The organism is Mucilaginibacter sp. P4_D1 (genome assembly GCF_056401935.1).
In genome coordinates, this window is sequence record NZ_JBFUIJ010000020.1 from 1 (window position 1) to 22,536 (window position 22,536).

18 protein-coding genes are annotated in these 22,536 nt (G+C 46.2%); 7 read left to right on the forward strand and 11 right to left on the reverse strand.

Annotation, left to right across the window (positions count from 1 at the left end; translation table 11 throughout):
• On the forward strand, positions 1-236 hold a 236-nt coding region (locus tag AC1DV1_RS17610), incomplete at its 5' end, for a transposase (RefSeq protein ID WP_477361537.1).
• 103 nt (positions 237-339) lie between these two features.
• Here AC1DV1_RS17610 and AC1DV1_RS17615 read toward each other — a convergent pair.
• The 10 genes from AC1DV1_RS17615 to AC1DV1_RS17660 form a co-directional block, all read right to left on the reverse strand.
• The gene (locus AC1DV1_RS17615; protein ID WP_477361539.1) at positions 340-522 is read right to left on the reverse strand and encodes a hypothetical protein; all 183 of its coding nucleotides are present in this window, start codon (positions 520-522) and stop codon (positions 340-342) included.
• Positions 523-588: 66 nt separating this feature from the next.
• Positions 589-1,986, reverse strand: coding sequence for a serine hydrolase (locus tag AC1DV1_RS17620; RefSeq protein WP_477361541.1), 1,398 nt, complete (start codon positions 1,984-1,986; stop codon positions 589-591).
• Between the two features lie 92 nt (positions 1,987-2,078).
• Positions 2,079-3,290 carry a hypothetical protein gene (locus tag AC1DV1_RS17625; protein ID WP_477361543.1) on the reverse strand — a complete coding sequence of 404 codons (1,212 nt, stop codon included), beginning with the start codon at positions 3,288-3,290 and terminating at the stop codon, positions 2,079-2,081.
• A 54-nt stretch (positions 3,291-3,344) separates the two neighbouring features.
• Positions 3,345-5,216 carry a M3 family metallopeptidase gene (locus AC1DV1_RS17630; protein WP_477361545.1) on the reverse strand — a complete coding sequence of 624 codons (1,872 nt, stop codon included), beginning with the start codon at positions 5,214-5,216 and terminating at the stop codon, positions 3,345-3,347.
• A gap of 65 nt (positions 5,217-5,281) precedes the next feature.
• A complete protein-coding gene (locus AC1DV1_RS17635) occupies positions 5,282-6,064 on the reverse strand; it encodes a helix-turn-helix domain-containing protein (protein ID WP_477361547.1) in 783 nt (260 codons plus the stop codon).
• 3 nt (positions 6,065-6,067) lie between these two features.
• Positions 6,068-6,538, reverse strand: coding sequence for a DUF2000 family protein (locus tag AC1DV1_RS17640; RefSeq protein ID WP_477361549.1), 471 nt, complete (start codon positions 6,536-6,538; stop codon positions 6,068-6,070).
• A 514-nt stretch (positions 6,539-7,052) separates the two neighbouring features.
• Complete coding sequence (locus tag AC1DV1_RS17645; RefSeq protein ID WP_477361551.1) at positions 7,053-7,718, reverse strand: hypothetical protein; 666 nt, start codon at positions 7,716-7,718, stop codon at positions 7,053-7,055.
• A gap of 91 nt (positions 7,719-7,809) precedes the next feature.
• Positions 7,810-7,947, reverse strand: a complete 138-nt coding sequence (locus AC1DV1_RS17650; protein ID WP_477361553.1) for a hypothetical protein — start codon at positions 7,945-7,947, stop codon at positions 7,810-7,812.
• Positions 7,935-8,333 carry a hypothetical protein gene (locus AC1DV1_RS17655; RefSeq protein WP_477361556.1) on the reverse strand — a complete coding sequence of 133 codons (399 nt, stop codon included), beginning with the start codon at positions 8,331-8,333 and terminating at the stop codon, positions 7,935-7,937. Before AC1DV1_RS17655 ends, AC1DV1_RS17650 begins: the two co-directional genes overlap by 13 nt.
• A gap of 309 nt (positions 8,334-8,642) precedes the next feature.
• Complete coding sequence (locus AC1DV1_RS17660; protein ID WP_477361558.1) at positions 8,643-12,272, reverse strand: ABC transporter permease; 3,630 nt, start codon at positions 12,270-12,272, stop codon at positions 8,643-8,645.
• Positions 12,273-12,564: 292 nt separating this feature from the next.
• On the opposite strand from AC1DV1_RS17660, the gene AC1DV1_RS17665 reads away from it, so the two are divergent.
• The 5 genes from AC1DV1_RS17665 to AC1DV1_RS17685 all read left to right on the forward strand — a co-directional run bounded on the left by AC1DV1_RS17665 (position 12,565) and on the right by AC1DV1_RS17685 (position 21,275).
• The gene (locus tag AC1DV1_RS17665) at positions 12,565-13,182 is read left to right on the forward strand and encodes an RNA polymerase sigma factor (protein ID WP_477361560.1); all 618 of its coding nucleotides are present in this window, start codon (positions 12,565-12,567) and stop codon (positions 13,180-13,182) included.
• Positions 13,183-13,246: 64 nt separating this feature from the next.
• A complete protein-coding gene (locus AC1DV1_RS17670) occupies positions 13,247-14,428 on the forward strand; it encodes a FecR family protein (RefSeq protein ID WP_477361562.1) in 1,182 nt (393 codons plus the stop codon).
• A gap of 198 nt (positions 14,429-14,626) precedes the next feature.
• Positions 14,627-18,091 carry a TonB-dependent receptor gene (locus tag AC1DV1_RS17675; protein WP_477361564.1) on the forward strand — a complete coding sequence of 1,155 codons (3,465 nt, stop codon included), beginning with the start codon at positions 14,627-14,629 and terminating at the stop codon, positions 18,089-18,091.
• A 10-nt stretch (positions 18,092-18,101) separates the two neighbouring features.
• The gene (locus AC1DV1_RS17680; RefSeq protein ID WP_477361566.1) at positions 18,102-19,847 is read left to right on the forward strand and encodes a RagB/SusD family nutrient uptake outer membrane protein; all 1,746 of its coding nucleotides are present in this window, start codon (positions 18,102-18,104) and stop codon (positions 19,845-19,847) included.
• 78 nt (positions 19,848-19,925) lie between these two features.
• On the forward strand, positions 19,926-21,275 hold the full coding sequence (locus AC1DV1_RS17685) for a DUF3863 domain-containing protein (RefSeq protein ID WP_477361568.1): 1,350 nt from the start codon (positions 19,926-19,928) through the stop codon (positions 21,273-21,275).
• 242 nt (positions 21,276-21,517) lie between these two features.
• Here the strand turns inward: AC1DV1_RS17685 and AC1DV1_RS17690 are convergent, their stop codons facing one another.
• Positions 21,518-21,781, reverse strand: coding sequence for a hypothetical protein (locus AC1DV1_RS17690; protein ID WP_477361570.1), 264 nt, complete (start codon positions 21,779-21,781; stop codon positions 21,518-21,520).
• A gap of 367 nt (positions 21,782-22,148) precedes the next feature.
• Between AC1DV1_RS17690 and AC1DV1_RS17695 the strand changes: the two genes are divergently transcribed.
• Positions 22,149-22,511, forward strand: a complete 363-nt coding sequence (locus tag AC1DV1_RS17695; protein WP_477361572.1) for a hypothetical protein — start codon at positions 22,149-22,151, stop codon at positions 22,509-22,511.
• The last annotated feature ends 25 nt before the right edge of the window (positions 22,512-22,536 follow it).

Consider the following 22,536-nt stretch of genomic DNA (forward strand, 5'->3'; position numbering starts at 1 on the left):
GCGCACATTGGGGGATAGAAAATCAGTTGCACTGGCAACTGGATGTTGGTTTTGGCGAAGACTACAATACCACACGCAACAGGCAGGCCGCTCAAAACCTGGCAGTCGTCAGAAAAATAGCCTTAAATATTCTGAAAGCTGATAAAACCAGCAAGGCCAGCCTGAAGGCCAAACGAAAAATGGCTGGTTGGAACCATAAATTTCTGTTAACGCTTATCGCTAATAAAAATTTCTAATGCGTCAGCCCTGCCTTTTCAGGCAAATTAGTGGCTTAGAATAACTTTGCCGCTATATTGCGCCGGCGGATCTCCTCTTCCGTTTTCAGGATAAAATGTGTTTTTACGTTTTTTCGGCGATCACCAACTTGCCTTTTTGGGCGACAGCAAAACTGCCACTGGTTTGATTTATTCGGGCCAGCACGTTAAAAAAACTATCCAGCTTGGCCGTATTTATCGTTTGCGCGCAAACGAAGCCGCCTTTGAATAAAACCACGGAAAATAGCAGCAATTGTTTTAGGTTCATGGTACAATATCAAAGAAAATCCCAGCTCGGCATTTTTTGCCCGTCGTCGGAGACCAAGTTCCAAACTCAATGCTTGCCGATCTGCTGTAGCATCCCGGCAGCGTTCTTATTATTCGGATCTAAGGTCAGCGCCTGTTGATAATTGGTTTTTGCCTTGGCTTTATCCCCTTTTTTGAGATAGGCTTCACCGATTAACTCGTAACCATAGGCGATATCTGCCGGTTTAGCTTTCAGCGCGACCGCCGTTTGAAACACTTCAATGGCATCGTCAAATTTATTGCGGCGGAGCAGGTATTTGCCCGTGCTGATCAGGTCGCCTATCTCAAAACTAAAGTCGTAGCTATCCTGGTGGTTCGCTTTTAAGTCGCGGTAATAAGCCAGTCCCTGGCCGACATCCGCCAGCGTTTTTTCCCGGATTTCCAGGTAGAAGGATTTTTTAGGCACCGTTACCGGTTTACCGGACAGTGCAGCAAACAGGGCGTTCTTGATGCCGTCTACTTTCATCTGCTGGTTATTGGTCATCATGACAACCGTCAAGCCGTTCTTCAGATCACTGTAAAGCAAGGCTTCATAATTACTGTTCGAGCCCTGGTGGCGGTGCCAGCTGAGCGTATCGCCCGAAAAGCCGACGGTGCCAACGCTGCTTTCCCCATTCGGAAAATTCACTGCCAGTTCGGCGAAAGAAGCTTTATCCAGGATCTTGTACCCGTGCAAACATTCCGACCATTTATACAGATCTTTTACGGTCAGCCTTACCCAGCCGCTCATCCCCTGAAAATAGGGAGAGTTGTGAAAATCCTGGTCAAATGCTTTGGCCATGACAGGGCTGCTGACCGGCAGGTCAATTGCCGCGTCTTTCATCCCGCAGGGTTTGAAAATATTTTTGCTCAGGAAGTCTGCGTAAGAATGACCGCTCACTTTTTCAATGATCCGCATTTGCAGGTAAACATTGTAGTGGTTATAAATGTACGCGGTGCCGGGTTCAAAACTCAGTGCCTTCACTTGTTTTAGATTAGACAAGATCAGGCTATCCCCTTCAAAAGGTGTCGCGGCAAATGTCGGGATGCCGCTGGTATAGGTGATCAGGTGGCGGACTTTAATCTTCGCGGCCCATTCAGGCAGTTCCGGCAGGAACTTGCTGATCGGGTCATCCAGGCTGAGCTGCCCGCGCTGTTTTAATAACAAGATCGCCGCACCGTTAAACTCTTTACTGACCGAGCCGATATCGAATTTATAAGCGGATGTTAACGGCTTGGTTTTGCTTCCATCTGCATATCCAAGTGACTGTTCGTAAATGACCTTGCCTTTCTGCGCGACAAGTACGTTCCCGTTAAATATACCATGGGCAAATGCCAGCTGCATAATGGAGTCGAGGCGCTTTTGCTGTACAGTCGTCTGGGCAAAAAGGCTGCAAGTGATCAGCATTAAACAATTGAGTAAAAAAAAGCTCTTTTTAGGATTCATATAGTAGAAAAGTAAGGATCGATGATACATTTAATCGTAAAGACACGCGTCTTCGGGAATGGTTACCCTAATTTTTAAATAAACACTACCACCTAACGTGTTTTGTTTGCATACACCATGGCCTCGTCTATGCCTTTTGCATAGTTTTTTACTGAGTAATTAATATTTTCATCCGGCATCAGCGGCCCGTCTTGCCCTTTCCAGTTTTCCCAATAATGGGTGGAATAACCGATCACAATTTTAGTATGTGGCAGCCTGAAGCCCCTGACCTCCCCATAATGGTTAACCGTACCGCTGGTCGCTTCCCCCAATAAGATCGCATTGGTGTTCCGTTTAAATTCGACCGCGTTCATCAAAGCCGAAGAAAAAGTCTGCTTGCCGATCAGGACAAACAGCTTTCCTTTACTATTGAGATAACTGTTTTTGATACTGTCGATAAACGGCGTCAGGACACCCGAATTACCACCGCTGTTATCGCGCAGGTCGATCACCAGGCGTTTTGGTTTTTCCTGACCGATCAATGCAAAGAGCGCATCGTTAAAAGCCGCGAACGGATGCGCATCCTCTTCCCGGCAGTTGTTTAAATTAAAATATAATGTGCCCGTCCGGGCATCATAGCTATCCCAGTAATTCCCCTTTCCCTGTTGCGAAAGCAGCTTTTTATTCGCTGTCACCAGCCGCAGGCCTCCTGCATCTGCACCGGCAACAGATTTAATAACGCGCCTGATCGTTTTACCATTTGGCGCAGTCAGATCAAATGCGGTTTCATCCGTGCTGCCGGTTAACTGCAAGCCTTTCAACAGGACCGGGTTATTGACCAGGTGCAGGAAGCGCGCATCAAAAAAAGAAGGGTTCCCGCTTTGGATGATCGTTTTAAAACGGCTGATGACCTCCCCAATCGGGTGCCCGTTGATCCCGTCCAGCCTATACAGTAGTATATCCGCATTAGCCGAATCCCCAGCGGTAACGAAGATCCCTTCGGAGAACTTGTCAAAACGAATAGGGGCCACTTTGGTGAAAACGGGTTCGATATGGGTGTGCTCGTCGCCAATGGCGACCGGCAGTTTAAAAAGCTCAACGGTAAAGGTTTCCATATCAGGATTTGTCAGCCGCGATGCCATGGCAGCGATGGTCTGCTCAAAGTCCGCTTTGCTGATCTTCGCAAAGAGGTTGATATGCCTTTTGGGCAGGGTGTCTTTTAAGTATTGCAGGTCCGCCAGGTAATCGGCTTTCGATAATTGCTGGCTAAAAACAACACCGCTCTGAAACAGGATAAAGCAGAGGCTAATTATTTTTTTCATCATATATAGCGAAAACACGATAAGGATGTATCAAATGTTGCAGCATTTAATAAGTCCTTAATCTTTTTCCTGATTAAGTTTTTGGTATAACATGGCCAGTTCTTTGGTGCGTCGTTCCATCAGCTCCAGCGCGCTCCTGAGGAGGGCCTGGTTATCCAGCCCAAAACCCATAAACTTCCGGATCAGTTCGTCTGCGGGCGCATCAAAACCGTTCCGCAGTAAGGCCGCATAACGCCGCCCGAAGTCAGCGGGATCACGGTGCGCATGCTCATAAAGGCGGCAGGTCAGCAACATCGCATACAGGTAATTGACATTGTACAAAGGATCGTCAAATACCAGGCGTTTATTGATCCACTCGCTTTTACGTTCAGGTTCTGACGGGAAAAACTGGTCATAGTGCCCCATGATACCCGCATACAAACTGTCCACATCCCTGCGGTCATGTATGCGCCCGGCAGCCACGCCGTCATAAAGGCCCTGCTCGAAACTGCCCTCTTCAGCAGCGGTAAATATTTCCAGGGAAAGCTTATCCAGGAAAGCTTTGGTATAAAATGCTTTGGCTTGGGCAGTGGTGGCCTGTTGCTGCAATTCATCCAGTAACAATAACTCGTTGAGCATGGCATAGGCTTCAAAAAGGAAACCCGGCCCGGCAGCGTAGGAAGGAATGATACCGGCCTCACTCATCAGTTGCATGTGAATGGCGTGGCCACCCTCATGGGAAAGCCTTAAAACTTCGCCAAGGCTCCCGCCATAACTTTTCATATATAAAGAGACCGGGACACCGGGGTAGCCTACTGACGTATTTTCATTGACCCTGTCCGGACCGGCAGCGATATCCAGCGCCCCGTTTGCCGGGTCCAGCAGCCAGCCAAATAAATGCTGGTAGGGCTTGCCTAAAGGCCGGAATGCCCGGAGCGTTAACGCTTTCACCTGTCCGAAGGGTAGTGGTTGAAAGCTGTAGCCCGAAGGTAGGCTCATATCCCAGCTATGAACGGTATCCAGCCCGGTAGTCAATTTAACCTGCGCGGCCTGCACCCGCTGGTAGTTTTGCAGCACTTCCGCGAGGCTCGTCATTTGCCTGAGCATGACCCTGACGCTGTCTTCCGGCAGTTGCAGGCGGCGGGCATAGGTGGCCTCCGGGGCGCTTTTAAAGCCCCTTAACTGCGCCAGCGCGTTTTTTGCCGCAGTGATTTCGATCAGCGTACCCGCCAGCAGCTCCGCATGGGCGCTATAGGCATGATAATAAGTCTTCGTGCCGCGGGCACGAACCGCCGCATCCGGGTATTGTAAGATCTTATTACGACCCGTGACCGGATTGAGTGTTTTCCCGTCGGGCAGCAGCAGGTCGGGCGCCCGGATATCATCCATCAGGTTATCATACCTGTCCGTCAGCCTTTGGATCAGTGGATCGCTGAGCCTGGCAGCGATAGCCGCCGGGACAGGGTCCAGCTCATGCAGTGCGTCCGAACGCGATTTTTGCAGTAAATATTGATAGCGGTAGGCCTTATCCCCGGCCTGTGCCGAAAGGAGCGGCCTGCGCACTTGCCCCGCCGTATACCTGTCCAGGCTGTCGGTCAGCTGGTCCAGCTGATCTTTGGCGTTCCTTGCCAATGTATCCCGTTTGTCCCGGTAGGCCAGCAGCTGAAAATAATCGTAGTGCCTGTTGAGGGAAACCAGCAGCTTTTCGTAAAGCGCCAGTTTATCGTCCAACAGGACAGGCGTCCAGGGTCCACTCTTGGTGAAAATAGCTGTGCTATCCAGTAAGCGCCCCCGCGCTTCCAGCTCTTTGGCCGGGCTGCTGAAATAGCGCTCCGGTCGCGCCCGGAATGCAGCTGCCTGCCCGTCAAAGGGATCAAATGACTGTGCTGCGGCCGGCGCACCATATACGCCAATCAGCAAAGCCAGCAAATAAAAACGTATCCGTAACATCGGTTGTAAATTAGCCCGCAAGGTAAAGTGAAAGGCTCACTTAAAATAGAACAGGATTAACCCGCTTAAATTTTTCGAAATTGTTTGGGCAGGTAACCGGTGACCGCTTTGAAGGTGCGGGTAAAATGGGCATGGTCCGCAAAGCCGCATTGATAAGCGATGTCGGTCAGCGACAGCTTTTCATCGCCGAGCAGCGGCAATGCCCGCTCGATCTTCAGTTTACGCATGTATTCACCCAAAGTGGAGGAAAAATAGACCGGGAAGTAACGGGAGATCGTCACCGGGTGTACTCCTAACTTTTGGGACAGTTCCCCGAGCTCGTGGCCGGTAGACCATTCATCCTGCAATAATTCAGTCAGTTTCATTACCCAGGCAGGTGTACTGCCTGCTCTTTTACCCTCCGGGTGCAGCAAAGCAGTCAGCAGCAGCTGTGCCGAAGCCTGCGTATAAACCGCCTGCTCCTCCAGAGCATGGTAAAGCTGAAGCAGCAGGAATTTGGCATCAGGTTTGGTGCTGAGCAGGTTCTCCAGCCGGTCTTCCGTAATTCCCGTCAATAAACCAGGCCGGAACGAAAGATTGATCTTCAGTGTTCCCGGCTGGTAGCGGTCACAACGATGCACCTCTCCGGCGGGAATGAATTTCAGATCACCGGGTTGCCGCTTGTGATATTTACCGTAAAGATATTCGTCGTGCCCGCCTCTGACCAGCAGGCTGATACTGGCCTGTTCATGGCTGTGCCATTCCTCCAGTTCCTTGTCTGCTGAATAAAGGGTCGGCATCACGCCGCAGCCATCGACCATCTTTACCGACCGCACCTGGCCAAGGAATGTACCACTGCTTTGTTTCATAAGCTAAATATAGGATTTTACAGGCATACCATCGGTACCTGGCGCGCCTATTTGCTGTTGCTTAAGCATGAAATTTTTGAGCTTGTCAACCGCTTTGCCAACCTGTTTATTTTCTCCGTAGATAATAATCCCGGCCAAATCCAATTCATCATCTTTGTGGCTAGCGACTTCTATCAAATTTTCATCCTCGTTTTTCGTGGCAAACAGACCTTTGGTGTAAATACCTATATGGAGACGTCTTTCCGTCGCCCTGTTAAATGCCCTTTTGAGCTGCTCATCCGTTCCAGCCCCATAAATTAATATCGGATGTTTTAAAAAAGGTAAATACGTTTTACCTGAGGCAGTAACCAGGGGTCTGCCATGCGTTTCGGCATGAGCTATAGCTACCGAACCTGCCAGGAAAGCAGTTACATTTAACTTTTGCCATTGGGCCAAACTACTTAATATGACTACCGCTATTTTATTTTCATACATGTCGAATAGAATTATATCAGTGCAATTAATTTTTTTAAACATCCAAAAACGGATAATCGATATAACCTTGTCCCCCGCCGCCAAACATGGTTGCCCGGTCGGGTTGATTGAGACTGGGCTAGTGGGATCTGCTAATGACTTCGCCGCTCCTCAATGGAAGTGGTATAACCGGCTTCTATTACGAACATTTATTGTTTACGCGGCCATAATGCCGGCTTTTCGGTAGTAGATTGAGATTGCGCAGGAAAGATATGAACTGAATAACGAGCAATTCCGGTTCGGCAAAATCACCGTAACAGATTTGAATATTTCGCTTTCGGAAAAAGACCTGGCTAAACGGGCCTATGTCACCGCGCTTCGGACCTTTTGGGAGTCATACTATCAGTTAAGGGTTTTAACACTGGCAAATTTGAATGGATAAGTTTACCGGGCTTTTTATCGGCTGAGGACAATTCGGCGTACCCTATACTTACCTGCGGGCGAAAGCTTACCTATTAACGGGATTAGTTACTGTTCACTTTTCAAAGGAAAGATAATAGATATAAAAATGTTGGATACCCAGGACCTGATACCAGCGTTCTACCTGAATAAGTTCCCCGTTTATCAGGCAGAACTCTGAAGCGCCTTTAGTTTTAGCATGCGCCTGGTTTACCGCAGAAGTATAAGCGATCAGCGGGTATTTTTCGAAAGGAACAATTTTATGGGTGTAATCTTTGATATCATAGACCTGCTTCCATGTATAACTAAGCCCTTTTTGTTTGACGAGTTTTTTATTGTACTCCAGTTCACCAACATGCGTATTAACCTTTACAAGCGTATCCTGGTATTCCTGCGTGTAAAATGCGATTGGAAATTGGCTCTTCTCCAGATTGTTGCCTACTTTGATTACCCATTCGTTAATTTTGCCAATTTCATTCCGGCTGTTGAATGTGCTTACCAGCTTGCCTTTTTGATATTCCTCTACAATCAGGTTACAATAATAGTCTTTGAATTTTGATGATATGGCATATTTTCGGATATCCATTCCCAACAGATTCATCATGCGATACATATCCTGGGTATTAACGCTGTCCACATTTTGAATATCGGATATTTTAATGTCCTGAGCCTTTATTCGTTGGACAGCCAGGAGGAGCACAAAAGGAAATACATATTTCAACTGTTTAAAAGTATTAGCCATACTTTAAAGTTAAAAAAATATGCTAAATAATTTCAGGTATTTAGCTTTTCACTAACCTGCTTCGTAATGAGCAATTCCACCTGCCAGCGCGTCACACAGGCTGTTGTATTCGCTTTTTTGAGATCTTCCGCAGGGCAAAACCCGTTACCCCGCTTTTCTCTACCGCCAAAGCCAGCCGTTGCGAGTCGGCAAAACCCAGGTCCCTGGTTTCGCAGATCACCGCAGCCACACGTCCACGAAAATAACGCGGTCCGGATCAACCCCAAACAGCTTTAAAGCCGGCGGATAAATGCGCCGCGTATAACTGACCCAAAGACAGGCACCGCCACGGCCCAATAGTTTCTGCACCAGCCCCGCGATAAACCCGCCACAGGCCGCGGCCGCCTCCGGCCCGCTGCTGATAAACGCATGGATGGCCCCGGCCGGAAAAAAACCGCCCGGGAAAGCCTCCGCCACCGCGCCAAGCCCCAGGTCGCTGTTCGAACCCGGCAGGGGAGGGCGGAAGCCCTCCCAGCCGATCATGTCCCCGCGGAGCTTACTATTGATCGCCTCTTTTGTTGCCTGCTGCCGCGCATCGCTTCCGGATTGTAAATGAAATGGTACCCTGCCTGTCAAATTTAAAGACCATAAAGTTGTGCTAGTATTTTCAGCGTTATTCCATTGTCTTTACATTTTTTTCTCCAATTTGTTCTCCTGAGCAGCAAACTGTCCGAAGAAAAGCCAAAAACGGCCAAAATAAGCGAAGAAAATGGGTGCCCGACAAAGGCGGCGGCCATCGCCTCTGAGATGTACTCCAGGAGGCCGCTATCGGCCGCATCTTATTCGATGCCGATGATCACCGGAGTGATATCGAAGGTAGTAGTGTGACGGGGCATCATTTTAACCAGGCTGCTTTAACCGGTTTTTAAGAAGGTGAAGGCAGGTTTATTCACTTCTTAAACTCTTTACCGGGTTGGCCAAAGCAGCTTTTATAGCATGAGCGCTAATAGTAAGCAATGCAATTATAAGCGCTGTGAGGCCTGAAATGACAAAAGCCCATGCGTTGATATTTATTCTGTAGCTAAATGCCATTAACCATTTATTCATCATATACCATGCAACGGGCGATGCGATCAAGATAGCTATCATGACCAGCTTCAAAAAGTCGCCTGTCAATAATTTGGTGATACCCGGCACACTTGCACCAAGCACTTTACGGATACCTATTTCTTTTGTTCGTTGTTCTGCAATAAATGCGGCTAATCCAAACAGCCCCAGGCATGCAACAAAAATAGCCAACAGCGAAAATACGGTTGCGATACCGGCTGTATGCTGTTCAGCTGTATACAGGTTTTGAATATGCGTATCCAAAAACTCATAGTCGAAACTGGAATTGGGCAGGTCGGTTTTAAATTTACCCTGTACTTGCTGTATAAGCCGCGACAAATCCCCTGTATGATACCTTACCAATAAGGTGCTTAGCGATTCAGGCGCTTTATTCATGGTGTAATAAACATAGCCGCCAACTTCATTTTTGAGCGACTGATAATTGAAATCTTTAACTACCCCCATAACGATGGATCTGTTAAGCATTTCGGTGTTGATATATTGACCAACGGCCTCCTGGGGTGTTTTAAACCCAAGATATTTCATTACGGCCTCATTGATTAATACATAACAATTGGTATCTCCGTGAGCAAGGGTTTGCGGCAATGAACTTCCTGCCAGGAGTTTTAACTGCATTGTTTTCACAATAGAGCCATCGGTATGACAGGTTTTTACAGGGTAACCTTCTTTGTCTGTTGACAATTTTCTAACACTTCTGCCGCTTTCACGATCTCCGGGAATGGATTGAACAGCCGAAACACTCTCCACCTGGTTCATGCTTCTTAAATCGTTTACTAAAGCAGCGAGCTGCTGCTTATTTTGAGCAGCTTTAATGGATATGGCAACAACTCCATTTGGATTATAGCCCAGGTCTTTATTCCTGATGTAATCTACCTGTTGAAGAATTACAATTACAGCAATGATCAGGATTATGGAAGACGCGAACTGGAAAACTACCAACGATCGGCGGATAAGATCGGCGACTGAATGTTTTAACTTAAGCTTGTTCATTAAAACAAGCGGAGAAACACGCGACATGGAAAAGGCCGGATAACTGCCGGCCATAATCGTTACCAAAAACCAGGTCAGCAACAAGCCTGCTAAAATAGGCATGGTATACAACGCTGACGGGCCTAAAAAAATACCGGTAATATTTTGAAAAAGTGGTTGCACAATAAAAGCAAGCGCATAACCGATAATGATTGCCATAAAGGATAGCACGGCCGTTTCGGTATAAAAAAGAACAAGTAACTGGCTCTTATTTGCACCTAATACCTTGTTTACACCTACCCCTTTCGACCGTTTTTGCGAACGCGCAGTAGCAAGGTTCATGTAATTAATACATGCAATAGCTAATACAAGCAGTGATAAGAATAATAATGCTTTTACAGTGCCAATATTCCCCATTTTGGTAGAATAACCTTCTCTTATAGCAGCGGAATAGAGGTGAATAGCGGTTAAGGGCTGAAACACGAAGCTGGTAAAGTACTTATCCTCCTTTTTTACATGCTCATCAATAAGCGCCGTGGCTTGCTTTTGTATCTGGTCCATATTGGCACCGGGTTGTAGCTGGCAATAAGTTTCATAGCTTGCATTACTCCAGTAAACATTTTTGCCCATCCAGGAATCCATAATATTATAGATCATGTCGCAATCAATAGTACTGTTTGCAGGCAGATCTTTATAAACACCCGAAACGTGCAGGGTATCGTGGTTGTTTACAAAAATGATCTTCCCGAAAGCCGGTGCTTTGCCATACAGCCTTTCTTTTGCCGATTGAGAAAGAACGATGGATTTAGGCTGCGTAAAAGCCGAGCGGGCATTGCCTTCTGTAAAGCTGATATCAAACATTTTAAAAACGGATGAATCGGCCATATACAATCTCTTTTCAGTGAAATTTTTTTCCTCTGTTTTCAACGACACGCTTGCACCAAAGTCATGTTTGATCAGCCTCGTCATAGCCATTACCTGTGGGATACGCTGTAAAACTGCAGGCCCTACCGCATTGGGTAACTCGGACCAAACCTGGTCATTGAATTGCGCAGTAGTTTGCATATTCACACGATAGATGTTTTTTGAGTTTTTATACATCCGGTCAAAACTCAGTTCATACGAAATGCAGGCAAATAAGGTAATGCAAACACACATACCAATGGCCAGCCCTGCAATGTTAAGCGAGGTGAAAAGTTTATTGGCGACAATGTTGCGCCAGGCTATTTTTAAATTATTCTTAAACATATAATTCCGGTTTAATTTGTCAGTGGGCCAGCTTGCAGTGGCTTCCTGGTACGAAATTATCGCGGAGGAACGGGAATATGGTCTCAAATGATAAGTTGGGCCACCTTTTTTTAGATCGCTTTTATATGCTGCGGGGCTTTTTCCGGTAATTTCACGGAAAGTGCGGTTAAAGGTAGATTTAGCGTTAAAACCGGAATCAAAAGCTATACCCAGTACCGTTAACCGGTCAAAACCAGGATCCTGCATTTTTTGCGTCACTTCCAGGATCCGGTATTCATTAACAAAGTCATTGAAGTTTTTCCCGAAGGTACCATTGATAATCCTGGATAATTCGTGGGGATGTATGTTCAGCTTTTCAGCCAGTGTGCCCAGGCTCAGGTCCGGTTCCTGGTAAAACCGGCCATTTTCCATCGCTTTTCTCAGCCATCTTCCTTTTTCTTTTAGCGCTGCAGACGCTATTGGCTTTGGCAACAAGGTTAACTCAACAGGAGCCGTGCTTTCCGGTTTTAAAAAAGCGGTAGCCGCTATCCGGATCATCGCAACGGTGACAAGCAGGTATAGCGGATAATAGGCGTATATCCCAGACGCGTTATGGTAATCATAGTAATTGATGGCTGTAAAAGGTATCCATAAAAACCATAACCCCCCGAAAACTTTCAATGAGCGATGAAGCCAACGCAAGCCCAACCTGTTCCGGTCGCCCAGGTCATTGAACCTCAATCCCTGGTAGTAACTTTCGATCAGCCTGAAAGACAGGTACAAATAAATGATCACTGAAATAAATGCTGCCAGTTGCAATACCGGATTCATTTGCTGATAGCTTAAGGTATCATAAGTGGGCTTACCTGTCCTTATGCTTTCCTTTATCTCCCATATCAATATAAGTTGTTCTGGCAATATGGGGCAGAAATGCAGTACATCCTTCCACCTGAAATCATAGTTCCGCCTGGTGACTTTGAGCACATAAAAGTATATGAAAGGGCCAAGAGCAAGAGAAAATTGCAGCGGAAGCCAGTTAAAGTGTGGAAAATAATTATCAAGCCGGATATCTAAACACAACATCCTTACCATCCACAAAACTATGGTTATCAAAGCCAGGCCGAGAAAGCGGTTAGCGGACCGGTTAACTCCTTTGCTGAACCATAGTAACAGCGAAAAATTCAACCCGATAAATATCGCTCCAATGGAGGCGAGGTCATAAAGATTGATATGAAATGTATAAGGGCTCAAGTAAATTTTCTATTTCAATTATCCCAAATCTAAATCTTATTTTTATATAGCGTACCACGCTAATTTAAAAAATGATTGTTTCAAACCTCACGTCATCCAATTGGTTTTTAATTAGTCATAACCCGGTGTTATTTTAAGATGTAGCTGATTAATAGACTGGCTAATTTCGTATCAGACAGTAAAGGACAGTGCCCAATAATTATTTACCTACTTTGGTTAGTTAATAAGTTATCCAGGGACAGTATAGCGTAGGTTTCCCTTCATGACTTTAGCCACTGTGCACCAATTATAAATGACCCTGCAAGTAATACATTCCGATCATGAAAAAACGCAGCTGATGAAGCTGAAGGATGGCGACGAAAAAGCGTTTGATTACTTTTATAACATTTACAGTTTGCCTATTTACCGTAAGTTATTGAAAATGACCAAGGTGGAGTTTGTGGCGGAGGAAATTTTACAAACGGTATTTATTAAGGTATGGGATAAACGCGGTTTAATTGATCCCGAAAAAGGGTTGAAAGCTTATTTGTACCAGATTGCCCAAAACCTGGTATATGATTTTTACAGAAATATGGCCCGTGAAGAAAAGCTACAGGCAGAAGTAAAATACATTACGAGCGAACTTGCTGCCGGTGCAGAGGAGACTATATTATTTAAAGAAACCAGCGAACTGCTGGAACTGGCCATTGAGCAATTGCCTGAACAGCAAAAAATGGTTTTCAGGCTTTGTAAGCAGGAAGGCAAAAGCTATGGCGAAGTAAGCGAACTGCTGGGTATCTCTACATCAACCATAAACGGGCACATTGTAAAAGCCACCAAAAACGTAAAACTGTTTATGTTTAAAACCCATAACATGTCTTTTACCTTAATATTGCCGGCTGTAATTCACTTTATTGAAAAAAATATTTAATTTTTTTCTGCCGGGATAGATGGCCGGTACTTTTCAAGCGTATTAGCAGAAAATACCGATTACAGTGAAAGACCAGTACCTGCTTTTATACCAGAAATTTCTTGACAATCTTTGCACCGACCAGGAACTTAAACTGCTTTTTCAATATTTTGAAACTGCCGATGAAGGTGAGTTAAAACGGCTGATTAACCTCGAGCTGCAGTCAAATTTCGTTGATTCCGCAGCTACAGCACAGGAAGCCGAGCGCTTAGCCGTGGTCCATCGGTTGGTAAGGGCGCAGATGAACCGGCCCAAGTTTAATATCAGGACACTGGTGTACCGTCTTTCGGCAGCGGCGGCAATTATTGTTGCGCTTGCATTCACCGTCAAACTTTTCTGGCATCCCAACCAGTCTCAACCTGTTAATCAACAGCAACAGGCAGTGGTAATTACGCCGGGTCGTCACCAGGCCACACTCACGCTGGCCAATGGTAAAAAAATAGTATTAAACTCCTCCCTGAGCGGCACATTAGCCCGTTTAGGAAATATATCTGTACAGATCAGCCAAAGCAAAGGTGTTTCTTACACGCTAAAAAATGCGGATCATGCTACAAAGAGTGCATACAATACCCTTACTACTTCGCGTGGCGAGCAGTCGCCCTATCCGCTAATTTTGGCCGATGGCTCAAAAGTATGGCTCAATGCGGCATCGTCTATTACCTTCCCATCCGAATTTACAGGGAAGGAAAGGGTGGTTAAAATATCCGGCGAAGCGTACTTTGAGGTAGCACATAACAAAGCTTTACCTTTTAAAGTAATTACCGAAAACCAGGAGATCAGGGTGTTGGGTACACATTTTAATGTTAAAAGCTATGCCGATGATGCCAGCATCAGTACCACCCTGCTGGAAGGCAGCGTGAAAATAAATGATTTGTCGTCCGGGGCATCGGGTATGTTATTACCGGGCCAGCAAGCAAGGCTAAATAAAGGAAGCCGGCAAATCGCGATAGCCGCCGCTAACATGGATGAAGTTATTGCCTGGAAAAATGGCTTCTTTATGTTTGATAACCAAAAAATTACCGGCATTATGAAATCTATCAGCCGCTGGTATGATGTTGAGGTGGAATACAAAAATTTAAATAACAATGAGCGGTTCGGGGGCACGTTTTCGCGTTCATCAAACCTTGCAGATATACTGAACAGCCTGCAAAGCCTGGGTAAAGTTCATTTCACGGTAAACAAGCGAAAAATTGTTGTCGGCAACTGATCCGGCCAGTTACCGGTACCATTAAAATTTGATGACATTAAAAAGAGGAGGAAAATATAGAAAAAACACAAACTCAAACAAAAAAGCGATTACCAAAACCAGGAACGTTCGAACCGTCCCTGGCTGGTCGGCCAATGAGCCGAAATCAGGTAATTAATTATTGAAGCTATCCAATAAACCCAATAACCTAACATTCAAATGTATAAAAAATTTACTGAATTACTTTTCAGGAGGGATTCCTACGTAATTGCCAATCTGATATTAAAAATGAAGCTAACCTGCATTTTTTTATTTTTCGCCTTAGTGCAGATCCAGGCCAAAACCCTGGCTCAGCAGGTTACCCTGTCTTTAAAAAATGCCACGCTATCAACAGTAATATCCCAGATAAAACAACAAACCGATTTTGATTTTCTTTACAATAACTCCACCGTTGAAGGTTCAAAGCCGATTACGGTGAGCGCCAAAAATCTCGATCTTAAAACCGTGCTCGACAGGTGTTTTAAAGGACAGCCTTTTGGTTACCGCATTGTAAACAAGGTCATACTGCTAACCCCCAAAGAACAACCTCCGGCCGGGACGGAATTGGTAACGCAAGCCATCGTACAGGCGCAGAAAGTCTCCGGCGTTATCCGGGACTCCGTAACCGGTGAAACCTTACCTGGCGTAACTATAGGTGTTGAAGGGACGGTGATAGGTACCAATACCGATAACAATGGTGCTTTTTCTATAACGGTACCCGCGGCAACATCCGTGCTAACGCTATCTTATATTGGATATCAAAGTCAAAAGGTGCCTGTAAATGGCCAAAGCAACCTGGAGATAAAACTGGTTAAGGTAGATACTAAATTGAGCGAAGTGGTGGTGGTGGGATACGGAACAAGGGCCAAGGGGGCAATCACCGGTGCTATATCTACCGTGAGGAGCGAAGTGTTTGAGCAGCGCCCGCTTAACAACAGCTTTGACGCTTTACAGGGTACCATCCCGGGTATGACCATTACCCGTGCAAGCGGCCAGCCGGGTAACAATGGTAAATATAACCTGCAGGTACGCGGTTATTCGTCCCTTAATGGCAATCAGCCATTGGTATTGGTTGACGGGATACCCGGCGACCTGAATACGATTAACCCGAATGATATTACCGAGATCTCGGTTTTAAAGGATGCTGCTGCCGCTATTTACGGGGCAAGGGCTGCCGACGGGGTAATTATTGTTACCACCAAAAAGGGCAAAAAGGGTGCACCAGAAGTGGCCTATGATATGAACGTAGGCGTGAAAACACCGGATTACCTGCGTAAAATTCAAAATACACTGCATTATGCAGAGTTCCAGGACGAGGGCTTAAAAAATGTAGGCATAGCAGGTTTTCCTCAATCGGTATTTGATAACATTAAAGCAGGTGCGGCACCGGATTTAACCAAAGGCTGGAATTATGGCATCACCAGCTATCCGGGGTTTTATGGTTATACCGACTGGAATAAAGCTATTTATAAAAACGCAACCCAGCAGGTACACAATGTATCGGTATCGGGCGGGGGTGAAAACAACAACTACCTGGTATCGCTTGGCTATAACCGCGATAACGGAACCATCAGGTATGGCGATAACCATGCCGACCGCTACAACCTGCGCTTAAACTACGATTTTAAAGTAGCTAAAAACTTTAACCTGCAAACCCGCACCAGTTTTGAAAACGCGGTGACCAAAGAGCCAACCATGCTGGGCAATGCCTTAACCAACGTAACGCGCCAGTTTCCGTACCAGCCGGTTTTTAACCCGCAGGGACAGTTTTATGGCTACCAGGGATATGAAAACCCTGCGCAGTCATTGGAAGAAGCCGGCGGTCGTTCTGTAAACCTATCGCGGTTTAATACAAACTTTAAAGCCGATTACAAAGTAATAGCCGGTTTAACCTTAACAGGCCAGGCCGCAGTAAAGCTTGATTATTTAAACGATAACGGCATCAGCCGCACCTTTACGCGGTATAACTATGTGGGCGCCGTACAGGATATCCGCAATACCCCAAACTCGGCCTACTACACCAACCAAAAAACTTTGTACAAGCTTTACCAGGTATATGCCGATTATGATCAAAAGTTTGGTGCCGATCATCACATCGATCTTACCGTAGGTACATCGCTGGAACAAACCAGCAATGAAGGGCAAACCACGACCGGCTATAACTTTCCGAGCAATGATATTTTCACCCTTAACCTGGCCGACCGTACCAGCGTGGCCTACGCCAACTTTACCGGTTTGTTAAACAACCAGGCCTTAAACTCCTACTTCGGCCGTTTTAGCTATTCCTTCAAAAATAAGCTGGTGCTTGACATTACCGCACGCGCCGATGGCAGCTCGAAGTTTGCCCCAAGCAAGCGTTGGAGCGCCGTGTTCCCCTCTGCCGCCCTGGCTTACAACCTGTCCGAAGAGCAGTTTATGAAAGACCTCCATATTTTTGATCAGTTGAAAGTTCGTGCGTCATGGGGTAAAATGGGCAACCAGGAAATAAGCGGCCTGGGCCTGTATGATTATATTCCCCTGGTTTCTATAGGCGGTAATTATCCGCTCGGGTCGCCAAACGCCGGTGTACCTGGCGCGGTATCAAACCCGGCCTCAACAGACAGGACCTGGGAAACCATCGAGAACAAAAATATCGGGATCGATTTGCAGGTAATGCAATCAAGGCTAACCTTCGCTTTTGATTACTACAATAAAACCAATAACGATATGCTGGTGAGCGTAGCCGTCCCTGCTACTTATGGTGGCAACCCGCCATCATCGAACCAGGGTAAACTGGTTACCAAAGGTTTTGAAACTACCCTGAACTGGAAGGACAGGATTGGCGATTTCAGGTACAGCATTGCTTTGCAGTTAAGCGATAGCAGGAACAAACTTGTAGAGCTTAAAAACACAGATAGTTATGGCGAAGGCTTAAATAAAAACAGGCAGGGCTATCCGATTTACTCCTACTTTGGGTATGTGTACGATGGTATTATCCAAAACCAGGCACAACTGGATAACTATAAAAAACTGCAGGGCGTGCCTACCCGCATAGCCATCGGGGATGCCATGTATAAGGATGTAGACGGCGATGGCAAATTAACCAGCTTCGGCGATAAATCAAAGGGCCTGGCCGGCGATATGGTGTACCTGGGTAACGTTATACCGCGATATACCTATTCATCAACCATTAACCTGGGTTACCAGCAATTTGACCTGAGCGTATTTTTGCAGGGCGTGGGTAAACGTAACGTACAATATGAAGGCGCTATATCAACACCCAACACGTTTTACTGGCCATCGCTGGAATACTATTATGGCAAAACCTGGACTCCGGAAAGAACTGATGCCAAATACCCGCGGTACATTCCCGGCGCGGTAGGTTTTGACGATATCAAGGGCTACAACTACCATACATCAACCCTTACCGTACAAAACGTGTCGTATTTAAGGTTTAAGGTCATCACGCTGGCCTACAACCTGCCTGCATCCGCAGCCGCAAAAATCCTGATGAAATCTGCCAAAATCTACTTTAGCGGGCAGGACCTGTTCACGATATCAAAGGGTACGCTGGGCGGCAACTTTGATCCGGAAGACGGTTACCGTAACGAGGGGACATATCCGTTCAACAAGGTTTACTCCCTGGGTTTAAATGTTAAATTTTAATTATAAGGTCATGAAATTTAAAAAATATTCCATATATAACTTATCCGGCGCAATGATGCCGCGCGGTAATGCGTTGGCTTTGTATGCCAGGTATACGCTTTTATTCATCACCGTATTCGTTTGGACGGGATGTAAAAAACAACTTGCCCTGGTATCGCAGGATTCCATTACCGATGCTACCTTTTACAAAACACCGCACGATTTTAAGTTAGCCGCCAACCAGCTTTATAACGGCTTGGACAGGTTTGGCTTTGAGGATACGGAATCGGATATCGCCTTCAGCTTTCCAAACAGTGTAAGTAACGGCAGTTTACAGTTAGCTGATGTTACCGGTCAATGGAACGGTGATGGTAACAGCTATGTTTATATCAGGAACTGTAATAATATGTTAGCAAAAGGTGCCGCATCAACCGATGCGGAGGTGAAAATTTATTTAGCCGAAGCTAAATTTTTCCGTGCCTGGTATTATTGGAAGTTGTTTAGGATATATGGCGGGGTGCCCTTAATTACGAAAGTGCTCACTACCGGTGATCCGGCATTATTCACGCCGCGATCAACCCGCCAGGAAACAGCAGACCTGATCCTGAAAGACCTGGACGATGCCCAAAAGGACCTGCCGGTAACATCCGACCTTTCAACGCCTGATATCGGTAGGATCACCAAAGGTGCGGCGCTTGCCTTAAGCTCAAGGGTAGCTTTATTTGAAGGCACCTGGGAAAAATCAAGGGGCGATGCCGGTGCTGCTAAATACCTGGATATCGCGGTAGCATCGGCAAACGCCGTTATGGCCAGTGGCAAGTATGCCTTGTATAACGGCAGCGGTGCCCAAAGCTACCGGTATTTATTTATAGAAGCGGGCGATGATTCGCAGGAGTCGATACTGGATCGCAGGTATGCCCGTAATATATTGGGGCACGATATGCCTTACCAGTACGATGGTAACGGTTACAACCCGACCCGCAAGCTGGCTGATATGTACCTGGACAAAAACGGTGTGCCTATAACCGGAGCCGGTACGGTTTTCCAGGGATATGCTACCTTAACTTCCGAATTTCAGAACCGCGACCCACGTATGACCATGACCATGATCATTCCCGGCACATTAACCAACCGCGTGTTTTTCCCGGTTACCAAAGTGGCTAATTACCCGGATAAGCCGCAGCGCAACTTTAATACCGGCTATATCCTTTACAAGTACATGTCCGAAGATCCGGTTGCTAACAACTCAGGCCAAAATGGCGACCAAAGTATGTTTGATTACGACAGGCACCTGATCCGTTATGCCGAAGTGTTGCTGAATTATGCGGAAGCCGTATTTGAAAAAAACGGGAGTATCAGCGATGCCGACCTGAATAATACCATCAACCTGATCAGGGACCGCGCCGGTATGCCGCATTTAACAACCGCCTTTGCTGCCGCACACGGATTAGATATGCGTACCGAGATCCGCCGGGAACGTACGGTTGAGCTGGCGTTGGAAGGTTTCAGGTATGACGATATCAGGCGATGGAAAACTGCCGAAACCGAACTGGCGCAGGATGTAAAAGGGATTAAAATAAAGGGAACCGACTGGCAAAATTACCCTTTATACAGCGACCCCGCTTACCAAAGTAAAACCGATGCCAACGGATTTTTGATAGCTGAGACCAACCGCAAATTTGATCCGGCTAAAAATTACCTGCAGCCCCTGCCAACAAAAGAGGTAGCCTTTTACCAGGCCAGCGGCCATAAACTGGAACAAAATCCGGGCTGGTAATTAATTAACAAGTAAACAGGCGGGCCATACGCCGGCCTGTTTTACTTTACATACAGCTAAAAACAATCAAACAAACGCATGATGAAATTTAAAACAGCATTAGCACTGCTCTTTCTGCTTACGGCCTTCCCCGCTGCATACGGACAGGAGACTGCGTCAAAAAAAACAGCCGGGTTAATGGGCAACCGCTTTCTTACGTTTAACGCGGTTATTAGGGTAAACCAGATAGAGGTATCGAGGAACAGGAATGTAGGCGAAGACGAAAGGGCCCTGCACACACCCGAAAGGGTTACAGCCTTCAGGAAAGCAGTGGAAGACGGATTTCCCGGGGCAAAAATGACCTGGGCGTTGAGCTGGCTTGCTTTGCAGGATACCACTGCCAGTTATAAGGAGATCCGGAAGCTGGTTGTGGAATACCATTATACATACGGCGATGAGGTAACCTTTATACCGGGGGCGTATTTTGCCAACGCTTACAACACAACCGAACAGGTTAACCTTGATATACATGACGCTTTGAAGTTAATAGGTCATATGGTTGGAAAAAATTACAGGCCGCAAAGTATCGTAGCCGGCTTCCTGTCGGCAAAAAACCAGCAGTACCTTGCCGAAAAAGAAGGTATCCACGTGTGCCAGGGCAACATCTGGAGCCAGTTCAGCATTGATAACCAGGATGGCGACGGATCGGTTTGTTACCCGTTTTATCCCTCTAAAGAACATTTTTGCAAACCCGCACAAAGTAAAAGTGATTTTATTGACTGTGTTAACCTTGACGGGTGGACAGTTGATTTCCTGGCGGGCCGGCGTAAGGGCTTTGAAGGCGGTTTTAACAGCAGGATGGGAGTAGGGCCGATAGAAACCGTGGGCAGGTACGGCAGGGAAGTCGGGTTAACAGAAATGATGCATACCACCGCTATACATTTTGATAAGGGGTATGATTTAAATGGTTTTGGCTGGGTTACCAATTGCTGGGAAGTTTCGCTGCCGATAGCTGTAAGTTCGCTGAAAGATTGGCTGGCTGCGGTAAAAAAACGCTGGCCTGGTGTTAAACTGATCACCCAGGGAGAATTCGGACTGCTTTGGCGTGCCCATTATAAAAGTAATAGCTTTAATTATCGATTTACGGAGCGTGGCTCAGGCATAGGCGGCTCTGATGCAGATAACCAGATCAGTTGGTTTATGAACAAAGACTTCCGCCTGGCATTACTAAAAGACTGGAAAAAGGATAGCCCCGAAAAGGTTATAGATTTTACCAGGTATGATATACCGGCACAGGAACCCGCGGAAATGACCCGTAAATGGAGCTTACTGGGCCAGATAAATCAAAAACAATCGCGACAACAAGATAAGCCCGTACTGCTTGACTCACTCAGGACAAAATCAAAATTAATTATTGCGGCACATTACAACTATCTGTTTAACAAATAGGAGAAAAATTTACCGAATTTCCAACCTGATCATTAAAATATAGACTCGCTACGATGTCCTACTCGTTTTCATAGATGTATGAATATCAACAGCAAATGTTTATTTGTAAAACGATCTGGTTTTTAAATCGAGCAGAATTTTATTGAAGGGCTTCGGTTTTTACCTACCTCATTAACAGGAAAACGGTCAAGGGCCGCGGTGATAGCCACGTTTATGATACCCTTGACTGTTTTCCTGTGTCCCTAAATTTGTGGTTGCGGTGTGGCAAGAAATACCCCGGCCGGGAAAGCCTCCGCCACCGGGCCAAGCCCCAGGTCATGGTTCGTACCGGGCAGTGGAGGGCGAAAGCCTTCCCAGTGGATCATGTCCCAGCGGAGCCTGCTGATGATCTCCTCTTTTGTCGCCTGCAGCCGCGCATCGCTTCCGGGTTGTAAATGAAATGGTACCATGCCTGGATTAACCACACATGTTTGACCACAGTTGGCCAATTTTAAAATGACCACCATTAGTGCTTAAGTTCAGGGCCTTAATCGAGGATAGTAAATTGGCGGAGTAGGGTCAACGGAATTGGTTTTTCCAGCTTTGGAGATGGTCAGTTGGCTGAGACATTAAAACCAATGTATAATGAAACATAGACGCGCAGTGCCTTTGTCGTGAAGCGCGATGATGCCATGCACTGATGTATAAATTGATTTTACAAGCCTAACAATAATGAATTCGGTATTCGATGACGTATCAATGTGGTGAAAACACCTACCAATGTCACGTAGTTTTACGTATGAAAATTCAGTGTAAACACCTATTGTGAATTCGATTCAAGGTAACGAAATTGCTACAATTAGCTATTGACAACGATTGCCCAAATCACAATTAATGAAAAGACCAATACTTATCACTGTTGTATCCATTGCCTGTATTATAACCTGTCTTTCCGCCACCCTGCCCGATCTCTCTGGCAGATGGGCTGGTAGCCTTTACCAGGCCAACAGCACCGCCTATCCTTTAACTTATAACTTTACACTCATCGGTGATTCTGTTGCCGGTACGGCCAAAAGCCCGCTGGGCGAATTTCCGATTGACCAGGGCAAGCTGGATACCGCCGGGCTGCACTTTAAAGTTACCGTGAACGGGCTTGATGTGTACCACAACGGAACGGTGTACGCCGATTCCATCGGTATGAATATCAGCCTGAACGGCTCGGTGGTGCATTGCACGCTTAACCGGGCGAATAACTAATATTAAAATTCCTCCAAGCTTTATC